Annotated in this window: 21 protein-coding genes; 3 read left to right on the top strand and 18 right to left on the bottom strand. The window is 69.5% G+C overall.

Annotated features, from left to right (window positions below; all coding sequences use genetic code 11):
• Positions 1 to 3: 3 nt before the first annotated feature.
• From ACT3TD_RS07025 to ACT3TD_RS06970, 12 genes are all read right to left on the bottom strand, one after another.
• Positions 4 to 504 (bottom strand): hypothetical protein, encoded by a 501-nt coding sequence (locus tag ACT3TD_RS07025; protein WP_301442159.1) that lies wholly within the window; start codon positions 502 to 504, stop codon positions 4 to 6.
• Between the two features lie 12 nt (positions 505 to 516).
• A complete protein-coding gene (locus ACT3TD_RS07020; protein WP_441579051.1) occupies positions 517 to 1,242 on the bottom strand; it encodes a hypothetical protein in 726 nt (241 codons plus the stop codon).
• Between the two features lie 28 nt (positions 1,243 to 1,270).
• Positions 1,271 to 2,275: a porphobilinogen synthase gene (hemB, locus tag ACT3TD_RS07015; RefSeq protein WP_441579052.1), complete on the bottom strand. Its 1,005-nt coding sequence runs from the start codon at positions 2,273 to 2,275 to the stop codon at positions 1,271 to 1,273.
• 31 nt (positions 2,276 to 2,306) lie between these two features.
• The gene (locus ACT3TD_RS07010) at positions 2,307 to 4,160 is read right to left on the bottom strand and encodes a uroporphyrinogen-III synthase (protein ID WP_301442157.1); all 1,854 of its coding nucleotides are present in this window, start codon (positions 4,158 to 4,160) and stop codon (positions 2,307 to 2,309) included.
• 70 nt (positions 4,161 to 4,230) lie between these two features.
• Positions 4,231 to 5,220 carry a hydroxymethylbilane synthase gene (gene hemC / locus ACT3TD_RS07005; RefSeq protein WP_441579053.1) on the bottom strand — a complete coding sequence of 330 codons (990 nt, stop codon included), beginning with the start codon at positions 5,218 to 5,220 and terminating at the stop codon, positions 4,231 to 4,233.
• Positions 5,217 to 6,668, bottom strand: coding sequence for a glutamyl-tRNA reductase (locus ACT3TD_RS07000; RefSeq protein ID WP_441579054.1), 1,452 nt, complete (start codon positions 6,666 to 6,668; stop codon positions 5,217 to 5,219). Before ACT3TD_RS07000 ends, hemC begins: the two co-directional genes overlap by 4 nt.
• Before the next feature lie 166 nt (positions 6,669 to 6,834).
• The gene (locus tag ACT3TD_RS06995; protein ID WP_441579055.1) at positions 6,835 to 7,137 is read right to left on the bottom strand and encodes a glutaredoxin family protein; all 303 of its coding nucleotides are present in this window, start codon (positions 7,135 to 7,137) and stop codon (positions 6,835 to 6,837) included.
• A gap of 118 nt (positions 7,138 to 7,255) precedes the next feature.
• Positions 7,256 to 7,357, bottom strand: a complete 102-nt coding sequence (locus tag ACT3TD_RS06990; RefSeq protein ID WP_003855542.1) for a 30S ribosomal protein bS22 — start codon at positions 7,355 to 7,357, stop codon at positions 7,256 to 7,258.
• Positions 7,358 to 7,585: 228 nt separating this feature from the next.
• Positions 7,586 to 7,786, bottom strand: a complete 201-nt coding sequence (locus tag ACT3TD_RS06985; RefSeq protein ID WP_301442153.1) for a helix-turn-helix domain-containing protein — start codon at positions 7,784 to 7,786, stop codon at positions 7,586 to 7,588.
• Between the two features lie 242 nt (positions 7,787 to 8,028).
• A complete protein-coding gene (gene proC, locus ACT3TD_RS06980) occupies positions 8,029 to 8,859 on the bottom strand; it encodes a pyrroline-5-carboxylate reductase (protein ID WP_301442152.1) in 831 nt (276 codons plus the stop codon).
• A gap of 47 nt (positions 8,860 to 8,906) precedes the next feature.
• Positions 8,907 to 9,821 (bottom strand): hypothetical protein, encoded by a 915-nt coding sequence (locus tag ACT3TD_RS06975; RefSeq protein WP_441579056.1) that lies wholly within the window; start codon positions 9,819 to 9,821, stop codon positions 8,907 to 8,909.
• Between the two features lie 275 nt (positions 9,822 to 10,096).
• The gene (locus tag ACT3TD_RS06970; RefSeq protein ID WP_301442150.1) at positions 10,097 to 11,065 is read right to left on the bottom strand and encodes a Ppx/GppA phosphatase family protein; all 969 of its coding nucleotides are present in this window, start codon (positions 11,063 to 11,065) and stop codon (positions 10,097 to 10,099) included.
• A gap of 33 nt (positions 11,066 to 11,098) precedes the next feature.
• On the opposite strand from ACT3TD_RS06970, the gene ACT3TD_RS06965 reads away from it, so the two are divergent.
• Positions 11,099 to 12,031, top strand: coding sequence for a hypothetical protein (locus tag ACT3TD_RS06965; RefSeq protein ID WP_301442149.1), 933 nt, complete (start codon positions 11,099 to 11,101; stop codon positions 12,029 to 12,031).
• 22 nt (positions 12,032 to 12,053) lie between these two features.
• Here the strand turns inward: ACT3TD_RS06965 and ACT3TD_RS06960 are convergent, their stop codons facing one another.
• The 6 genes from ACT3TD_RS06960 to ACT3TD_RS06935 form a co-directional block, all read right to left on the bottom strand.
• Complete coding sequence (locus ACT3TD_RS06960; protein WP_301442148.1) at positions 12,054 to 12,761, bottom strand: response regulator transcription factor; 708 nt, start codon at positions 12,759 to 12,761, stop codon at positions 12,054 to 12,056.
• Positions 12,762 to 12,908: 147 nt separating this feature from the next.
• Positions 12,909 to 14,141, bottom strand: coding sequence for a sensor histidine kinase (locus ACT3TD_RS06955; protein WP_441579058.1), 1,233 nt, complete (start codon positions 14,139 to 14,141; stop codon positions 12,909 to 12,911).
• Positions 14,142 to 14,179: 38 nt separating this feature from the next.
• Positions 14,180 to 14,935: a phosphoglyceromutase gene (locus tag ACT3TD_RS06950; protein ID WP_301442146.1), complete on the bottom strand. Its 756-nt coding sequence runs from the start codon at positions 14,933 to 14,935 to the stop codon at positions 14,180 to 14,182.
• A 53-nt stretch (positions 14,936 to 14,988) separates the two neighbouring features.
• A complete protein-coding gene (locus tag ACT3TD_RS06945; RefSeq protein ID WP_441579059.1) occupies positions 14,989 to 15,537 on the bottom strand; it encodes a YbjN domain-containing protein in 549 nt (182 codons plus the stop codon).
• Between the two features lie 10 nt (positions 15,538 to 15,547).
• On the bottom strand, positions 15,548 to 16,900 hold the full coding sequence (gene mshA / locus ACT3TD_RS06940) for a D-inositol-3-phosphate glycosyltransferase (protein WP_301442144.1): 1,353 nt from the start codon (positions 16,898 to 16,900) through the stop codon (positions 15,548 to 15,550).
• A 34-nt stretch (positions 16,901 to 16,934) separates the two neighbouring features.
• Positions 16,935 to 18,074, bottom strand: coding sequence for a UDP-N-acetylmuramate dehydrogenase (locus ACT3TD_RS06935; protein WP_441579066.1), 1,140 nt, complete (start codon positions 18,072 to 18,074; stop codon positions 16,935 to 16,937).
• Between the two features lie 89 nt (positions 18,075 to 18,163).
• Between ACT3TD_RS06935 and ACT3TD_RS06930 the strand changes: the two genes are divergently transcribed.
• Positions 18,164 to 18,661, top strand: coding sequence for a DUF2505 domain-containing protein (locus ACT3TD_RS06930; RefSeq protein ID WP_301442737.1), 498 nt, complete (start codon positions 18,164 to 18,166; stop codon positions 18,659 to 18,661).
• Between the two features lie 92 nt (positions 18,662 to 18,753).
• Positions 18,754 to 19,689, top strand: a complete 936-nt coding sequence (locus ACT3TD_RS06925) for an LmeA family phospholipid-binding protein (RefSeq protein ID WP_301442736.1) — start codon at positions 18,754 to 18,756, stop codon at positions 19,687 to 19,689.
• The last annotated feature ends 163 nt before the right edge of the window (positions 19,690 to 19,852 follow it).

The following is a 19,852-nucleotide window of genomic DNA, read 5'->3' as shown; positions in this document are numbered from 1 at the left end:
GGCTCAGCCCTCCCGGTCCTGCAGTTCGCCCGGGGACCCGCCGAAGTAGGTCCGCACCGCCGGGCGGTACATCGCCAGGCAGGCCACCGCGAGGAACAGGGCCACGAGCGGCTGCTCCAGGCCGCCGACGTTGAAGACCCAGCCGACCAGGGTGAAGCCCATGGCCACCGCGGCGGCGATCATCAGCCGTCGGCGCCGACGGGCGTCGCCCTTCAGCAGCCCCGGCACCAGCACCCCCACCGCCACGGCGGCGATGACCTGGACCGTACCGACCCAGCGCATATTCGCCGAGAGGGTCTCGACGTAGGCCATCTGCTCGGCGTCGTCGACGACCGGGCGCTCGACCACCCACATCATCACCCCGCTGAGCAGCAGGCCGATGCCGGCTGCCACGAACAGCACCACGGCGACCTTCACCGAGCCGGGGATTCCGTCACCCGGGGTCCAGTAGCGGATCGCACGGTTGCGGTCACCGGGGTCGGAGTTGTGGGAGACCGGGAACATGCTGGGCACGGTTCAGCGTCCCCTGTTCTTCTTCTCGGCCTTACGCTTCTTCTTCTCGGCGCGTTCCTTGTCGAGTTCCTCGTTGCGCCTGGCCATCTTGTCGGCGTACTCCTCGACCTCCTGCTTGTCCGGCAGGCCGAACCAGTCGGCGTTGTCCGGGCGGGTGATCAGCCAGATGCCGACGGCGGCGACGACACCGGAGATGATCGTGCCCGCTCCGACGAGCAGCACCAGCGGCGTCGCGCCCGTGTCCGGCGGGGACGAGAACACCTGCAGCAGCGCCATGAGCGCCAGGTACACCGAACCGACGCAGAGGAACAGCCGGCTGCGCACCCCACCCCGGGCGACCCGGGAGGTCAGGTACACGCAGACCGCCACCGCCACGAGGTTGAACAGCAGGTTCAGGATGGCGGTGCCGGTGACCAGCGTGGTCTCCGACACCCCGTCGGGGATCGAGCCGGAGCTGACCTGCTCACGGACCTGACTGGTCAGCTGGCGGGGGTCCTGCAAGGTCATGACCAGCTGCAGGACCGCGGTGAGAGCCTGCACGGCACCGACGATGTACCAGGCACGCGCACCGTCGCGGACGTTCTCCGGTGCATCCTTCGACGAGGACGCGAGCCCGCCCGGGCGTCCGACCTTCGGCGGTTGCGGCCTGTCGGACCTGCCGGGGTCCTTCGGGCCGTCCGGCATGCCCGGCAGTCCCTGCTGCTTGTTCGGGGGTGTCTGCTGTGTCATATCGACGCCCAGCTTAGCCAACGGGCAGTCAGCCGCGCAGGAGGTGGGCCGCCTCGGTGGCCCAGTAGGTCAGGATGATGTCGGCGCCGGCGCGGCGGATGCCGGTCAGCGAGTCCATGATGGCGGCCTCGCGGTCGATCCAGCCCTTCTGCGCGGCGGCGGTGATCATCGAGTACTCCCCCGACACCTGGTAGGCGGCCACCGGCACGGTGGAGAAGTCGGCGACCTGGCGCAGGATGTCCAGGTGCGGCATGGCGGGCTTGACCATCACCATGTCCGCGCCCTCGGCGATGTCGAGCTCGACCTCCATCAGTGACTCGCGGGCGTTGCGGGGGTCCTGCTGGTAGGTCTTGCGGTCGCCCTGCAGCGAGGAGCCGACGGCCTCACGGAAGGGACCGTAGAAGGCGCCGGCGTACTTCGCGGAGTAGGCGAGGATGGAGACGTCCTGGAAGCCGGCGTCGTCCAGCGCCTCGCGGATGACGGCGATCTGGCCGTCCATCATGCCCGACGGGCTCACGACGTGCGCCCCGGCCTCGGCCTGGGCCACGGCCATGCGCGCGTAGAGCGGGAGGGTGGCGTCGTTGTCCACGACGGTGGCCCCGAAACGGTCCACGGTGAGCACGCCGCAGTGGCCGTGGTCGGTGAACTCGTCGAGGCAGGTGTCCGCCATGACGATGAGGTCGTCGCCGAACTCGCGGCGCAGGGCGGCCAGGCCCCGGTTCAGGGCGCCGTCGCGGGCCCAGGCCTGCGAGCCCTCGGCGTCCTTCGCCTCCGGGAGGGGGACGCCGAACAGGTCGACGGAGCCGACCCCGGCGTTCAGCGCCTCCTCGGCGGCGCGCAGCAGCGAGGAGTCGGTGTGCTGGTACACCCCGGGCATCGCGGAGATCTCGCGTGCCTCGTCCAGCCCGTCGGCGATGAACATCGGCAGGACCAGCTGGTTGGGTTCCAGGTGGGTCTCGGCGACGAAGTTTCGCATCGCCGGGGTGGTGCGCAGGCGGCGGGGACGGCGGACGGGGTGAGCGTGATCAGTCATGGTGCTGATCGTACGCCGGGCGCCGCGCGGGTTACTGCCCGGTGGTCGGACGACGCCGGCGACGGCGCTTGCGCGGCGGCGGGAGCTGGCCGGCGGTGCGCAGCTCGGCGACGTGGTGCGCCAGGGCGTCGATGAGCTCGGGGACCCCGGCGACCTCCGGCATCACGTCCACACGCAGGCCGTGCTCGCGGGCGGTCTGCGCGGCCATCGGGCCGATGCAGGCGATGATGGTGCGGGTGTGCGGCTTGCCGGCGATGCCGACCAGGTTCTTCACCGTCGACGAGGAGGTGAAGCACACCGCGTCGAAGCCGCCCGACTTGATCATGTCGCGCACCTCCTGGCTGGGCGGGGCGGCGCGCACCGTGCGGTAGGCCACCACGTCCTCCACGGACCAGCCGAGCTCCACCAGGCCGTCGACGAGGGTGTCGGTGGCGATGTCGGCTCGCGGCAGCAGGACCCGGTCCACCGGGTCGAGGTCGGCGTCGTACGCCGGGAAGACGTCCACCAGGCCCGAGGCGTTGCGCGCATTGGACTTCGGCAGCAGCTCCGGAGTGATGCCGAGGTCGCGGACCGCCTGGGCGGTCTTCGCGCCGACGGCGGCGACGCGCACGCCGGCGAGTGCCCGGGCGTCCAGACCGAACTCGGCCAGCTTCTCCCACACGGCCTTCACGGCGTTGACGGAGGTGAACACGATCCAGTGGTAGCGGCCGTCCACCAGCCCCTTGATCGCACGTTCCATCTGGGCGGGGCTGCGCGGCGGCTCCACGGAGATCGTGGGCACCTCGATGGGGATCGCACCGTGGGAGGCCAGGCGCGCGCTCATCGGACCGGCCTGGTCCTTGGCGCGCGGCACCAGCACGGTCCACCCGTACAGCGAGCGGTTCTCCCACCAGGAGTACTTGCTGCGCCGGCTGGCCTGGGTGCCCACCGTGACGACGAGCTCCTGGGGCATCTCCCCCTCCTTCGCCAGCGGCCCGGAGGCGGCGACGACGGACTTGAGGGTGTCCAGGGTGACGTCGTAGGAACGCTGACGCCGGGTGGTGGCGTGGGTGGTCACGGTGACCTGGGTGCTGCCCACCACGTCGCGCTTCTTGAGTTCGCTGGTGATCACCGGCAGGTCGGACGGTGCGGCGGTGAGGATCAGCGGCTTGGGTGCCGCGGCGATGCCGTCCCAGTCGGGCCCGGAGCCGGTGTCGGTGGTCAGGTCCACCGCCGTGTAGCCGTCGCCGGTGGCGATGCCGGTGTAGGCGGGCAGTGCCGAGGCCCCGGTCATACCGGGGACGACCTCGAACTCCACGCCGAGGGCGGCGACCTCCTGCAGCTCCATGAGCACCGCGGGGTTGCTCACCGGGTTGCCGGCGACCAGGCGGACCACGCTGTGGCCGTGGTGCACGTGATCGACCATGGAGTGGGCGACCTCGGCGGCCTCGACGGGACGGATCTCGTCCGGGTCCGGGCTGTCGGGGTAGGCGGCGTAGCCGGACGCCTCGGCGTCGCGGGCGGCCTCCTCGGCGGCGGCGTGCACGGCCACCGCCTCGGCGGTGTGGGGCGCGGCGAAGACGATCTCGGCGGCGGTGACCTCGGCGGGACGGCGCGGGCGGCGGCGGGCGCCGGCGGCCTTCGCCGCCTCCAGCTCGGCCTCCCACTCCTTCTCCGCGGCGGCGCGCTTGTCCTCGGGGACGGGCAGCCGGTCGGCGATGATGCCGCGCACGGCGGCGGTGACGGCGGGGTCGACCCACACCCTCGAGGTGTTCTCGAGGATCTCGCGGGCACGGACAGTCAGCAGCTCCGGGTTTCCGGGGCCGGCGCCGACGAACAGGACGCGTCCGCGGCCAGTCAGGGGACTGTTCGTGGGTCCCGTCTGGGGGATTCCGGCATTCGTCATGGAGGTGACTTTCTCAGGTAGGTCAGGCTGTGCTGTGTGGACGTGGTGCGACGGACCGGTCAATACCAGGTCAACGTGCACCGACGATGTCGGTGATGATCTCGGCGGCCCCGCCGTCGATGAGCTCGCGTCCCACGGCATGGCCGAGGTCGGCGGCGGTGGACAGCCACGGGCCCTGCGGTATCTCCAGGTCGACGGACCGCTCCCGGAGCAGCTGTCTTGACCCGTCGAGGGCGAAGACGCCTCCACGCAGGGTCAGGGTGCCGTCGACGTAGGTCGACCAGGCACCGACCGGGGCGGTGCACCCGGCCTGGAGTTCCGCCAGCACGGCACGTTCGGCGACGGCGGTGGCGTGGGCGACCGGGTCGTCCAGCCCGAGCACGGCGGCGACGGCCTCCTCGTCGTCGGCGCGGACCTCCACACACAACGCACCCTGGGCGGGTGCGGGCAGGATGTCGTCCACCGACACCGTCTCCGAGGCCCGGTCGAGCACGCCGACGCGCTCCAGCCCGGCACGGGCGAGGACGACGGCGGCGAGGTCGTCGTCGCTGACGCGTCCCATGCGGGTGTCGATGTTGCCGCGCAGCGGGCAGACCTCGAGGTCCGGGCGCAGGGCGCGGATCTGGGAGACCCGTCGCGGTGCACCGGTGCCGACCTTGGCACCCTCGGGCAGCTCGCGCAGGGACAGTCCGTCGACGCTGACGAGAACCTCACGCGGGTCCACCCGCGGCGGCACGACGGCGATGAACCGGTCGTCCGGCGCGGTAGGCAGGTCCTTGAAGGAGTGCACCGCGACATCGCACTCGCCGTCGGCCAGCGCATTGCGCAGGGTCTCGGTGAACACACCGACGCCGATCCGGTTCACCGGCGTCTGCGCCTTCTGCGAGGCGTCGCCCGGGGTGTGCACGAAATGCAGTTCGGCGACACCGGCGGCGTCCCCGAGCATGTCCTTCAGGACGCCGGTGAGGGCGTCGCGTACGGTGCCGGCCTGGGTGCGTGCCAGGTTGCTGGCCCGCGTCCCGACGAGGAGGTCGCGCGCCTCAGCGGACTGACTGCTCACGAAGCCTCCTCGATGTTCTGTCCGTTCTCCGACTCATCCCCTGCTGGCGCTGGTGTGGTGGCGTCCTGCGCCGGGGGTTGCAGCACGTTGCCGATGCGGGCCTTGCCCGCGTCACCCGGCTCGATGGCCTGGGACACCGAGGACGTGGAGCCGGCCGGCAGGTTGAACAGTGTGGCCAGCGCCTCGGCGTAGTTCACCGTCCCGTCCTGCGAACTCAGCTTCTTGACCTGCACCGTCGGGGTGTGGAGCAGCTTGTCCACCACGCGGCGCACGGTGCGGGCGACCTCGGCACGGTCCTCGTCGGCCATGCCCGGGGTCCGTCGGACCAGCTGGCCCAGCTCGTCGTCGACGACGTCGGCGGCACGGCGGCGCAGCGCCTTCACCGTCGGCACCACCGACTGCACGCGCACCTGCTCCAGGTACTCCGAGAGCTCCGTGGCCACGATGTTGCGGGCCGCGGACTCGTCACGGGCCCCGTCACCGGCCAGGGCGGTGAGCTCCTCGATGTTGAGCAGCCGCACGTCGGCGACGTCCGTCACCGCGTCGTCGATGTCACGCGGCATCGACAGGTCGACCAGCACCATGCGGTGCGGGCTGTTGCGCTGTGCCTGCGCCAGGTCGTCCGGCCCCAGCACCGTGCCCACGGCACCGGTGGCGGAGACGACGACCGCCGCGCCGTCCAGCGCGTCCTGCAGTCCGTCGAAGCCGCTCGCCGCGGCGTCCACCCCGGCCTCCCGGGCGTGGGCGGCGAGGTTCTCCGCACGCGCCACCGTGCGGTTGACCACGGTGACGTGGCGGACGCCGGAGCGTCCGAGGTAGGTCGACGCCAGCGAGGCCATTGCCCCGGCGCCGATGACCACCGCGTCGCGTCCCTCCATGTCCGCCACGCCGAGCTCGGCGAGCGCGTGGTCCAGCGCGAAGCTGACCATCGAGGAGCCGGCCTCGTCGACGGCGGTCTCGGTGTGCACCCGCTTGCCCGTGCGCAGTGCGCGCTGGGTGAGGTCGTGCAGCGTGGTGCCCACCGCGCCGTTGTCCGAGGCGGAGGTGTAGGCGTTGCGCAGCTGACCGATGACCTGCTGCTCCCCCACCACCATCGAGTCCAGACCGGCGGCCACGGTGAGCATGTGCTCCGCGGCGGCGTCGGCGTAGCGGACGTAGAGGTAGGGCTCCAGCTCCACGGCCTCCATGTCGGCGTGGGCGGCGATCGTCTCCACGACGTGGTCGAGTGCGGGGTGGAAGGCGGAGGTCGCGACGTAGAACTCCATGCGGTTGCACGTCGAGAGGATCAAGGCCTCGGTGACGCAGTCGCCGGCGACCAGGTCGCGCTCCAACCGGTTGAGTTCCGCCGGGGAGACCGACGCCTTCTCGAGAACCGGCACAGGTGCCGACCGGAAGGACAAGCCGACCAGGAGGACGGCCGCCGGTCCGGTGATCCCGAGTCCTGCCATGGCTGCACAGCCTCCCGCGAAATCGTCAGTGGTTACTCTTTCGCTGCGACGGTCCCACCCACCGACGCGCGGCGGGCGACGCCGTCCAGCGTTACCGGGTACCTACGGTATCCCCTTATGGTCCCCAATAACAAAAGCACCGGAGAGCACTCCTACCGACCCCCGGTTAACGGGAGCGGGCTGAGGGAGCGGCCGGGGGCGCCTCCGGACGGGCCGTGGAGAGGGCCTCCAGCAGCTCGTCGTCGTCGATCTCCCAGCACGCCACCTCCTCGTCGTCGACGAGGACGACCGGCACCCGGTCGCCGAACTCCACGGCGAGAGCGCGGTCGGTGTCGACGTCGACGACCTGCAGGACGACGCCCTGCCCGGCGCACACCGGCTCGATCTGCCGGCGGACACGTCCGCAGGACCCGCAGGTCTCGCGGACCATGATCGTCACCGTCGGGCTGTACCCACTGCTCTGGTCCATGTCCCCCACCCTAGAACAGCCTCCCGGCGGACACGACGGGCCATGCCGGGACACAACGAAGGCGCGGCCCCGTTCCCCGAAGAAGGGGAGGCGGAGCCGCGCCTTGGCTGGCATCGGCCTATTTACCGAGCTTCCGTCGCTGAACGCGGGTACGGCGGAGCATCTTGCGGTGCTTCTTCTTCGACATGCGCTTGCGACGCTTCTTGATGACAGAACCCATGGGTCCTCCCTCGTGGTAGGTCTTCGGTTAAGGATCATGCTGCTGGTCGGTTCCCGCACGGTACGCGACGGCACCGCAGGCGGACGGCAAACGGCAGGATAACCTCACCGATCGGGACCGATCCGACACGAATGCGGTCCAGTTTAACTGGCGGAGCGTTGCAACGGCAAAAGACCCCTCCCTCACACCGACTCAGGGTCGACGCGAGGGAGGGGTCTGGAGTCCCGGCTAGCCGGTCTGGCCCGCCTCGTAGATCGAGGCACCCAGGTATTCCTGCACCGCCTGCTCATGCACGCGGAAGGAACGTCCGACACGCACCGCCGGCAGTTCACCGGAGTGAACCAGGCGGTAGACGGTCATCTTGGACACCCGCATCAGCTCGGCGACCTCTGCGACCGTCAGGAACGTACCACTGTCATTGTTTGCCATAATTTCCAATCCTTACGACGCACGCACGCGCTGCAGGCTTCCCCTCCTGCAGAACTTCGACACGTCGGGCGCTCGCCCCATCCTATCGTTAATCTTGTGAATATTGCGACGAGAATGACAAAAGTTGACGGCTGGAGACCGGGGAGACGGGAGGCACTGGTGACACGGCTGTGACGAGAGTGACGCAGGGGGTGTTGCACCGTTACCCCCACCCCCGGACGGGGGAAGCGGGGGGTTGAAGCCTACTTCTCGTCGGCCGGGCGGCCGAGCTCCACGGAGCGGTCCACACAGGCCTGCATCGCCCGGAAGAACGCGGTCCGCAGACCGTTCTCCTCGAGACCGCGGGTCGCCGCGGCGGTCGTCCCGCCGGGGCTCGTGACGTTGGCGCGGAGATCCACGGGGTTCTTGTCCCCCTGGGCCATCATCGTGGCCGCACCCTCGACCGTGGCGATCGCGAGCTGCTGGGCGACGGGACGGGCCAGGCCGAGCTGCACGCCGGCGTCCGTCATGGCCTCGGCGACCATGAAGATGTAGGCGGGCCCGGAGCCGGAGACGGCGGTGACGGCGTCGATGTCCTTCTCTGCCACGGCGACGGCCTGGCCGACGGTGGCGAAGAGGTCCTTCACTGCCTCGACCTGATCGGCGGAGGTGAACCGTCCACCGGCGACGGCGCTCATGCCCTTGCCGACGAGCATCGGAGTGTTCGGCATGACCCGCACGGCCGGCACACCGGCGGCAAGGGCGGATTCCATGGTGCCCAGGCTCACGCCTGCGGCGACGGAGACGACGACGGTCTCGGCGTCGTTGTTGTCCAGCGTCGAGGAGATGTCCTCCAGGACGGAGACGACGATGTGGGGCTTCACGGCGATGACCACGAAGTCGGCCTCCGCGGCCGCGGTGGCGGCGTCGTCGGCGCCGGTGATCCCGTACTTCTCGTGGAGGAAGTCGAGGCGGTCGGAACTCGGGTCGAAGACGACGACGTCGGGCTTGTCGGCCGACCCCCCGTCAGCCACGAGACCCGAGATCAGGGCCTCACCGATGTTTCCTCCGCCGATAAATGCAATACGTGTCATACCCACCAGCGTGCCAGGCGAGGGTGAAGCACGCCACTTGCGGGGTGTCAGACGGACATGATCAGGCGTGGTCCGAGTGTGATGACCAGGCCGACGATGAACGCCAGGATCAGCACGAGCGTGTGCCGGTGGCGCAGCAGGGCGTGGACGACGCCGACGCACACCAGCGTGACCACGCCGGCCATGGCCAGGACCAGCGCGGTGGGCAGCTTGTCCCACAGCAGGGTGAAGCCGAAGAAGATGACGACACCGACCACCAGGGCGATCGCGGTCTGGCCCAGCAGTGCGGGCCAGGAGATGGCGTCGTCCTCGTACTCGACGATCTTGTCGGGGTCGTGCTCCTCGGCCTCGGCGGCGGGCTCGTGGGCCTGCTCCGGTGCGACGGCGGCCTCGTCGGCGCTCTCGTCAACGCTCTCGTCGACGTGCTCATCGTCCTGCGCCACCTCGTCGGTGGAGTTCTCAACCGAGTCCTCGGCAGAGTCCTCGGCAGGTTCCTCAGCCGCATCACCGGCGGACGGGTCGACGCGGGGAATGACCGTGGTCTCGCCGGCGCTGAACAGGCCACCACGTGCCGGCTCGGCGGCCGGTTCAGCGGCAGGCTCCTCCACCGGCTCGTCGTGGAGCTCCTCGTCGACGACCTCCCCGTCGACGACGTCTACCTCGTCGACCTTCTCCTCGGTGACGTCCCCGGCCGGGTCGTCCTCGAGTTCGTGGCCACCGCGGTGGGGGTGCTCGTCGGCGACCGGCGCGGCATCGGCGCGGTCGGCCCGGGCAGTGCTGTCACTGCCGTCGCCGGCGGCGTCGAGGTCCTCATCGTTGACGACGGGAATGGAACCGGTCAGCTCGGAGACGGAGACTCCACCGTCATCGAGGTTGCGTCGACGCCGAGGACGGTCTGCTCTGCGAGCACCGTCCTTGGCGTTGCGGGCCATAAGCTCCGCAACAGTCAGCTTCTCACTCATCCGTCGTTCCCATCATCGGTCATCACCTGCCGGACCGGTCGGCAGGCCCGAGACACCTTCGTGACCGCCGAACTTACCCGACGACCGTCACCCATGTCTCAATTATCAGGTGACAGTTTACAGTTATCACGTGTACAGCCCACATCGGCGCAACGACGGGCCCACGAAATCCGCGTGAACCGTGCGTCCACCTGTGGTTTCATCGGGCCCCGCTACCCCACCGGCGTAGCCCCCTCCCCGGGGAACACCGGTGTCCGGGGCGGACGTCCCGCCGGTCAGCTGCTCTTGTCGACCTCGACGTTCGGGTCGAAGTCCGCCGCGTCGGCGGCGTCCGCCCGACGCAGGATCACACCCTCACGCAACGCCCACGGGCACAGCTGCAGCTGCTCGATACCCAGGTGGCGCATCGTGGCCTCAGCCACTAGGGCGCCTGCCACGACCTGCGCCGAGCGGTCCACCGACACACCCTCCAACTCCGCACGGTCCGCCGCGGTCATCCTGGAGATGAACGAGGTCAACTGCCGCACACCGGGGCGGGTCAGCACCCGGCGCACCCGTGGGCCCGCCGAGGACGGTGCCGCACCGGTGAGGCGCGCGAGCATCCGGAACGTCTTCGACGTACCCACCGCCAGGTCGACCGGACCCGCCTCCTTGAGCTGCTTGACCGGTTCCTCGAGCGTTTCGTCGATGTGGGCGGCCAGCGCCTTGATCTCCTTACGGCTGGGCGGATCCGTCCGGAACCAGTCGTGGGTCAGGCGCCCTGCACCCAGGTTCACCGACAGCGCCACGTCCGGCAGCTCGTTGACCCCCACCGACATCTCCAACGACCCACCGCCGATGTCCAGGTCGCAGATACGTCCGGCAGACCAGCCGAACCAGCGGCGCACCGCCAGGAAGGTCAGCTCCGCCTCGGCCGTGCCGGACAGGATGCGCAGCTGCACACCGGTCTGCTCCTCGACCTCGGCCAGCACGGCCTCGGAGTTCGTCGCCGAGCGCAACGCCGAGGTCGCGAACGGCAGCATCTCGTCGCAGTGGAACTGATCCGACATCTCCGCGGCGAGCCCGACCCCCTTGATCAGCTTGCGGACGCCCTTCGCGGTGATGGCGCCGTCCTCGTCGAGGTACTCGACGAGCCGCATCGGCGTCTTCCAGTTGCTCATGGGGGTCGGCGGACCACCCGGGGCCATGTCCACCACCACGAGGTGGACCGTGTTGCTTCCCACATCCAAGACACCTAGTCGCACGGTTTCAACCCTATCCGGTCTACGGTGTTGACCGTGACCCATTCTGTTCTTTCCAACATCACCAGCGGCTACCCGGACGGGACCCCGGCCGACCTCGCGGTGCGTTCAGGACAGGAGACTCCCGCCGACCATCAGCGCGAGTACCTGGAGTTCACCGACCCGGCGGATTCCGAACACATCGTCTCGGTCGATCTTACGTGGCTCCTGTCGACCTACCGGTGCCGCTTCGGCACGGACGCCTGCCACGGAATCGACGCGGAGCACCCTGACGTGGGTTGTTGCGTCCACGGCGCCTTCCTCACCGACGATGACGACCGTGGTGCCCTCGCCGAGATCGTGCCCCACCTGACCGACGAGGACTGGCAGTTCCGGTCGATGGTGATGGACGGTGCCCGGAACACCGACGGTAACGCGGACGGGGACGCCGACGGCATCGAGCCGTGGCTGGTCTGGGACGAGCTCGACGGCGACGACACCGACTCCGGGGAACCGGAGCCAGCCCTCAAGACCCGGGTGCACGAGGGTGCCTGCGTGTTCGCCAACCGTGCCGACCACCCCGCCGGCGCCGGCTGCGCCCTGCACGGGTGGGCGCTGAAGAACGACGTCGCCCTCACCGTGGCCAAGCCGGAGGTCTGCTGGCAGCTGCCGTTGCGCCGCCTGGAGGACTGGGAGACCAGGTCGGACGGCGCGGAGGTGCTGCGCACGACGGTGACCGAGTACACGCGGCGCGGATGGGGCGCCGGCGGGGAGGACTTCGACTGGTACTGCACCTCGGACCCGGGCTGCCACACCGGCGACGACGCCCTGTGGTCCACCCACGCCGATGAACTGTGTGAACTCATCGGCGCCGAGGCCTACGAGGTGGTGGCCGAACACTGCCGGCAGCGCGAGGAGATGGCGCGCCTGGCGCCGTCCGGCTTCCCCCTGCTCTCGATCCACCCGGCGACCGCCGCGGCGCACCGCTGACGGCGCCCGGACACAGCGGCCACTACCCCTCGAACTTGTAGCCCAGCCCCCGCACGGTGACCAGGATCGACGGGGAGGACGGGGTCTCCTCGATCTTGGAACGCAGCCGCTTGACGTGCACGTCGAGGGTCTTGGTGTCACCGACGTAGTCGATGCCCCACACCCGGTCGATCAGCTGGCCGCGGGTGAGCACGCGCCCCTCGTTGCGCATCAGGTACTCGAGCAGGTCGAACTCCTTGAGCGGCAGGGCCACCGGGTCGCCGTCCACCGCGACGGTGTGGCGTTCCACGTCGAGCACCACCCGAGGGCTGCGCAGCACCAGGCTGTCGTCGCCCTCCCCCTCGTCCAGCGCGTTCTCGCCCCCGCGGCGCAGCACCGCGCGGATGCGGGCGATGAGTTCGCGGGCGGAGTAGGGCTTGGTGACGTAGTCGTCGGCCCCGATCTCCAGTCCCACGACCTTGTCGATCTCACTGTCGCGGGCGGTGACCATGATCACCGGCACCGAGGACACCGCGCGCAACTGCGTGCAGACCTCCGTGCCGGACATGCCCGGCAGCATCACGTCCAGCAGGACGAGGTCGATGCCGTGCGCGTCGAAGAGCTTCAGTGCGGTCGGCCCGTCGGCGGCGGTGTAGACCCCGAACCCCTCCTTCTGGAGGAGGAAGGCCAACGGTTCGGCGAGTGATTCCTCGTCCTCGACGAGCAGGACGGTGGGACGGTCACTGGACATAGGGTGAAAAGGTCCTCACACATGTGCGACGGCCGTTGTACGGCCGGATGGGACGGAACTTCGGACGGAACTGACGATTCCCGGCGAGGTTGCTGGGAGACGACGTCATTGTAAACTCCGCACGTCGATCCTGCCGGGTGAACGGCGTCATTCACCACCGGCGAGCAGTTGCTCGGCGGTGAAACGCTCCTGGTCCGGCACGTGCTCCTCGGGGACGGCGGAACGGTCCAGCACCGGGAACTCCAGGGAGAAGGTCGACCCCGTGCCCGGCTGCGACCACAGCGAGACGTTGCCGCCGTGGTTGATCACGGTGTGCTTGACCACCGCGAGTCCCAGACCGGTACCGCCGGTTGCCCGGGACCGGGCCTTGTCCACGCGGAAGAAGCGTTCGAACACCCGCTTCTGCTGGTCCGGGGCGATGCCGATGCCCCGGTCGGTCACCCGGATGACCACCGAGGATCCACGGACCGCACGGCTGATGCTGACCGGGGTGTCGTCCGGCGAGTAGTTGATGGCGTTGGCGATCAGGTTCGTCACGGCGGTGACGAGGAGTTCCTCGTCGCCGGTGAGCCAGGCGTCTCCCGGGGAGTCCGTGATCAGGTCGATGTTCTCCACCTCCGCGGCGACGCGGGAGCGTTCCACGGCCTTGTCGATGACCCGGTCCACGCTCACGGGGCGCACGTCCGGCAGCGACTCGGCCCCCTGCAGCTTCGACAGTCCGATCAACTCGGAGATCATCGTGGAGACCCGTCGGGTCTCCATCTGGAGCTTGTCACCGAAGTACTCGACCATGTCCGGGTCGTCGCTGGCCTCCAGCATGGTCTCCACCAGCAGGGAGATCGCCCCGACCGGGGTCTTCAACTCGTGGGAGACGTTGGCCACGAAGTCGCGGCGCGCGGCCTCCATACGCACGTTCTCGGAGTCGTCGTTGGCGTAGACCACCACGAAACGGCTGTCGACCGAGGTCAGCTGCCGTACGGTCACCGCCACGGAGAACACCGGGCCGACCGCCCCGGTGCCGGGGTGCAGCACGCCGTCGCGCGGCTCCCCGTCGTCGAAGACCCGCTGGGCCAGGCGGTGGACCTCCGGGACGAGATGGCGGCCCTCCACCACCCCGAGGTCCTGCACGCTGCGGTTCGAGAACACGAGGTCCTCGCGCAGGTCGACCACCGCGACCCCCAGCGGGGACGACTCCAGGGCGAAGTGCATCACCTGGGCGATGGTCGACACACGGTTGTGCTGGGTCTCCCGGCGGATCCGTTCCTTCTCACGCCGTTCCGCCCGGCGGCGGAGCACCGTCACCACCAGGGTGACGGCGACCCCCACGACGAGCCCCAGCAGGACTCCCCCGGCCAACGGCAGGACGATCTCTGATTCCACGTCCGTTGCGTCCTACCCGTCCCGTCCTGCTCCGAGGCCTACTTGCCGCCCTGGGCGGCGACCGCGGCGGCCCCCGCCTCGGCGGCCTCCGGGTCGAGGTACTCGCCGCCCGGGTTGAGCACCGAACCCTTCTCGTCGAGGCGGTAGACCAGCGGGATGCCGGTCGGGATGTTCAGCCCGGCGATGTCCTCGTCGGAGATCTTGTCGAGGTGCTTGACCAGCGCACGCAGCGAGTTGCCGTGCGCGGCGACGACCACGGTCTCCCCCGCCTCCAGGCGGGGCAGGATGGAGGTCTCGTAGTAGGGGATGAAGCGCTTGACCACGTCGAGCAGGCACTCGGTCTTCGGGACCTCGGCGAGGTTGGCGTAGCGGGGGTCGTCCGACTGGGAGTACTCGGTGCCGTCCTCCAGCTCCGGCGGCGGGGTGTCGTAGCTGCGACGCCAGGCCATGAACTGGTCCTCGCCGTACTTCTCCTTGGTCTCGGCCTTGTTCAGGCCCTGCAGCGCACCGTAGTGGCGCTCGTTCAGGCGCCAGTCACGCACCACGGGGATCCAGTGGCGGTCGGCGGCGTCCAGCGCCAGGTTGGCGGTGGTGATCGCCCGGCGCAGCAGGGAGGTGTACAGGACGGTGGGCTCCAGGCCGGCCTCGGCGATCATCTTGCCGCCGCGCACGGCCTCCTCCCGTCCCTGGTCGGTGAGGTCGACGTCGACCCAGCCGGTGAACTGGTTGGAAGCGTTCCACTCGCTCTGCCCGTGGCGGAGGAGGATCAGCGTGCCATGGTTGTTTTCACTCATGGTCCTCATTGTGCCACGCATCGGCGCACCGCACAGGGGGACGCGACAGGACGTTACGGCGTCGGCGGCGCCGACGGGGTGCGTCCTGCGCGTTCTGCACGGTCCTTGCGCTCGGCGGCGCGTTCGTCCTCGTAGCCGGGACGCAGCCGCTGGAACGCCTCCAGGTTGTGGGTCGACTCCCCGCGGTCCAGACGCCACTCCCATTCACGCCTGATCGACGTCTCGAAGCCCAGCTCCAGGATGTGGTTGAAGTCCCCGTCGGCGAGCTCCAGGACCTGGCCGAGGATGCGCTGCACGTCCTCGGCGGTGGTGGTGTCGGGGAACTGGCCGGCGAGGTAGATGTCGTTGTTGTTGTCCAGCGTGTAGTGCACGCCGTAGGCCTTGCGGTTGTGCTGCAGCAGCAGGCGGTAGACCTCGGCGTGGGCCTCCTCGACGGCGCGGCACACGAACGCCTCGACGCGCAGCATGCCGTCCTGCGGGATGAACAGGGCGTTGGTCTTCAGCCGGCGCTCACCGGGCAGCACGACCACGGCCACGTCGTTGGAGACCTCGAAGTCGACCTCCGCGGCGTGAAGAAGCTCTTGCAGCTGCTGTAGTTCCATGGGACCGAACCTACCCGCCCGTGGTACCGCTGGGGTCACGGGAGGCCAGGGAACTCAGCGCCACACCGGGTTCCGAGCATCCGTGGGAACGCCAGCGCTCCACGAGCGAGGAGTACTCGGCGACCATCCGGTCCACGGTCACGTCCCAGGAGTACTCGGCGGCGTGGGACGGGGCGAGGTCGGACATGGAGTTACGCAGGTCGTCGTCCATGATCAGGTTCTCCAGCGCACTGGCCCAGTCGGCGGGGTCGTGCCCGTCGACGAGCACGCCGCTCTCCCCCTCCGTCACGGTCAGCGGCAGACCGCCGACGCGGGCGGCGACCACCGGGGTGCCGGATGCCTGCGCCTCCAGCGCCACCAGGCCGAAGGACTCGTTGTAGCTGGGCACGGCGATGATGTCGGCGGCCTGGTACACGCTGACCAGTTCCTCCGGCGGACGCGGCGACAGGAAGCGGACGTAGCCGGACACCCCGAGCTCGGCGGCGAGTTCGTGCAGTTCATCGGGTCGTTCCATACCCGTGCCGGACGGCCCGCCGCAGATCACCACGCGGATGTTCTGCTCCGGGTGCCGCCGGATCAGGTCGGCGGCGGCGCGCAGCAGGATGTGCGGCCCCTTGAGCACCTGCAGGCGTCCGATGAAGGCGATGACCTTGGCGCGCAGCGGGATGCCGAGCTCGCGGCGGGCCCGCTCGGTGGCCCGGTCGGAGCCGGGGGTGAACCGGTCGACGTCCACGCCCGGCGAGACGACCGTGAGGTCGGCGGTGTCGGCGTCGTAGGCGGTCACCAGGGCGTCCGCCTCGTCCTGCGTGTTGACGATGATGCGGTCGGCGTTGTCGATGATCTGCTGCTCGCAGATCCGGCGGGACTCCGGCTCCGGGGTGTCGCCCTCGGCCAGCCCGAGGTTCTTCACCGCAGCCCAGGTGTGCGCGGTGTGCACCAGCGGCACCCCCCACAGGTCGCGCAGCAGCCAGCCGACCTGGCCGGACAGCCAGTAGTGCGAGTGGATCAGGTCGTAGCGTCCCGCACCGGTGCGGTCGCCGGCCCCGGAGGTGCCGGCCGCACCCGCCTCGCGACGCACGAAGGACAGCACCGAGCCGGTGAATGCGGCGAGCTGCGTGGGCAGCGACTCCTTGGGCAGCCCCTCGAACGGCCCGGCCACGCAGTTGATCACCCGCAACCCCGGCGCGACCTGAACGACCTCCCCCTGGGAGGCACGCGTGGCGCGGGTGAAGACGTCGACCTCCACGCCGTGGCCGGCGAGATGCTCGGCGACGTTACGGACGTAGACGTTCATCCCGCCGGCGTCCCCGATCCCGGGTTGTTCCAGCGGCGATGTGTGCATGGAGATCATGGCGACGCGCATAACGTCCCAGAATATGCCGGGCTGCGACCGCGTGCTACTCGGGGTCGAGCGTCACGCCGATCCACACCGGCTCGGGCACCAGCGTCACCCCGAAGGTGTCACGCACCCCGTCACGCACCGCACGGGCGAGCTCCACGACGTCCGCCGAGGACGCCTGCCCCCGGTTCGTCAGCGCCAGGGTGTGCTTGCCCGAGAGGCCCGCACGGGCGTGACCGGGGACGTGCCAGCCCCGGTCGAAACCGGCGCGCTCGATCAGCCAGGCCGCCGAGAGCTTCTCCGTGTTCTCACCGGCGGCGTCACCGGCCGGGAACCGCGGCATCGCCGCGGCGTCCTGTTCCCCACGCGACGACGCCACCAGGCGCTGCACCTCGTCGGCCGTCGCCGTGTCGACGACGGGGTTGGTGAAGAACGACCCGGCCGACCACGTGTCGTGGTCGGCGGCGTCGAGCACCATGCCCTTGCCGCGACGCAGCTCGAGCACCATGTCACGGACCTCGGCGGCAGGACGACGCGACGTCCCGTCCTGCGCGGTCACGCCGAGTCGGCGTGCCAGCTCCCCGAAACGCAGCGGGGCGCTGAGCCCGTCGGTGGACAGGGCGAACTCCACGGCGGTGACCACCGCACGCGAGGTGAACTTCAGGTTGGAGTAGCGGTAGCCCAGTTCCAGGGACTCCGGCGACACCCACGAGGTCTCCCCCGTGGAGCGGTCGAACAGCTGCACGCGGTGCAGGGTCTGGGAGACCTCCGCACCGTAGGCGCCGACGTTCTGCACCGGGGTCGCACCGACGGAGCCGGGGATGCCGGACAGGCACTCCAGGCCACCGAGGCCGGCGTCGACCGTGGCGGCGACGAGGTCGTCCCACACCACCCCGGCGAAGGCCCTGACCACGCCGGACGCCGCGTCGATCGCGACGTCCGCCGCGTCCTTGCCGTCCTCGCCCTCACTCTCGAGCACGACGGCGACCAGGCCCGCGACGTCCTCGCCGACGACGAGGTTGGAGCCGCCACCGACGACGAGCAGGGGGACGCCGGCCTCGTCGAGGCTGCGTACGACCTCGGCGACGGCGTCCGCCGAACGACAGCACAGGGTGTGGGCGGGGGCACCGCCGACCCGCAGGGTGGTCAGGTCAGCGAAGCTGCGCGACGACGTTTCGACGTCATTCCTCCTGGTCAGACGCTGTAACGTTGCGGAGGGAACGGAAACTGTTCTCGGCTGGAACGTAAAATCAGGACGTGGCACACTTATGATGTTAGCCTTTCTGCATGACAACACACATCGAGTCCTCCACGACCGTCAACCACCCGCTGGACAAGGTCATCAAGGCCCTGAGCTCCAAGGAGTACTGGGAGTACGAGGCCCAGAACCTCTCCGAGGTCCCCGGCGAAGTCAACTCCTTCACCGCCGAGCCCATCGAGGTCGTCCTCTTCGAGGTCCTGCCCACCGACGCACTGCCCGAGGCCGTGCGCTCCATGGTCTCCCAGAACCTGAAGCTCAAGCGCACCGTCACCTTCGGCGACGAGAAGGACGGCGTCGTCAACGGCGACATGGCCGCCGAGGTCAAGGGCGCCCCGGTGAAGTTCGGCGCCGAGCTCACCCTCACCGGTGAGGGCGACTCCACCACCCTGTCCGCCGAGGCCGACATCGACGTCACCATCCCCATGGTCGGCCCGGTCATCGAGCCCAAGGTCGCCGACGCCGTCCGCGACATCATCAACAACGAGAACACCCTCATCGACACCTGGATCAAGGAGAACCTCTGATCCACCCCGTGAACCTGCGGATCACCGCACAATCCACCGGGTAATCGCCGTATACCTGGCGCCGGTGGGTGGTCATGGTTCACACTGGTCCGGTGAGCACTTCAAACAGCACCGGACCATCCGCCACCGGCCCGCAGGGCTGGGGGGCCCAATCACCGCAGGACGGCGGCAACGCCGGCAAGAAGCGGTCGGGCCGGTGGTGGAAGATTCTCCTCGTCGTCGTCATCGTCCTCGCCGTCCTGGCGGCGGTGGCCGAGTTCGGACTGCGTGCCTACGCGAAGAACACGGTCGTCGACGAGATCCGTTCCTCGGCCGAGGAACGCGGCACCGCGCTCACCGAGGACCCCTCGGTGAGCTTCGGCACGTCTCCCCTCCTGCTCGGGCTGCTGCAGGGCAAGATCCCCTCCTTCGAGGCGGACCTGCCCTCCAGCCTGGACGTGTCCTACGAGGACTCCGACCAGTCGCGCCCGGTCGTCTCCGGCCAGCCGGCGATGACGATCAACGCCAAGGACATGTCCACCGACACCGACAACCCCACCGCCGGTGAGATCACCGTGGACACCACCCTGCCGCCGGACCTGCTTCTCTCGGAGATCCAGAAGTCGCAGGCGGAGGGTTCCGGTGACGACGCCGAGGGCGCCGGCGGCCTGCTCGAGGGCCTCATCGAGGTCACCGGTGTGCAGATGAACACCGCCGACAACACCATGGACCTGGAGATCACCGGCGGCCTGGCGACGCTGAGCATGACCCCGGTCGTCGAGGACGGCGCACTGAACTTCGAGGTGCAGAACCTCCAGATCCTGGGCATGGACCTGCCGGAGTCGATGGTGCAGTCACTGACCGACTCCCTGCAGGAGACCGTCAACGACGTGGAGGGCCTGCAGATCCAGGACGCGACGATCACCGAGGACGGCCTGAAGGTCCAACTGCACGGCACCGACGTGAGCCTCGACGACGTCTCTTCGTCCACCTCCAGCTTCTCGGAGGACTCGGGGCAGGACTCGGGGCAGACCACCCAGGAGGGCTGATCCCCTCCCCGACCTCCCCGCCCCGCGCGGGCATCCCGAAAGAGCAACCCCACAGGTTGGTGCGACCGACCCGTGGGGTTGCTCTCTGCGTCGGGGAGGGTGCGCCGCGGCAGGATCGACATCCCCCTCCCCCACATGGGGGTGTGATGTAGCGCACATGACA

This window comes from Corynebacterium sp. AOP36-E1-14 (assembly GCF_052377495.1).
Classification (GTDB): Bacteria; Actinomycetota; Actinomycetes; order Mycobacteriales; family Mycobacteriaceae; genus Corynebacterium.
The sequence above is the reverse complement of the archived record's forward strand: the minus strand, read 5'-3'. Positions and strand labels throughout refer to the sequence as shown.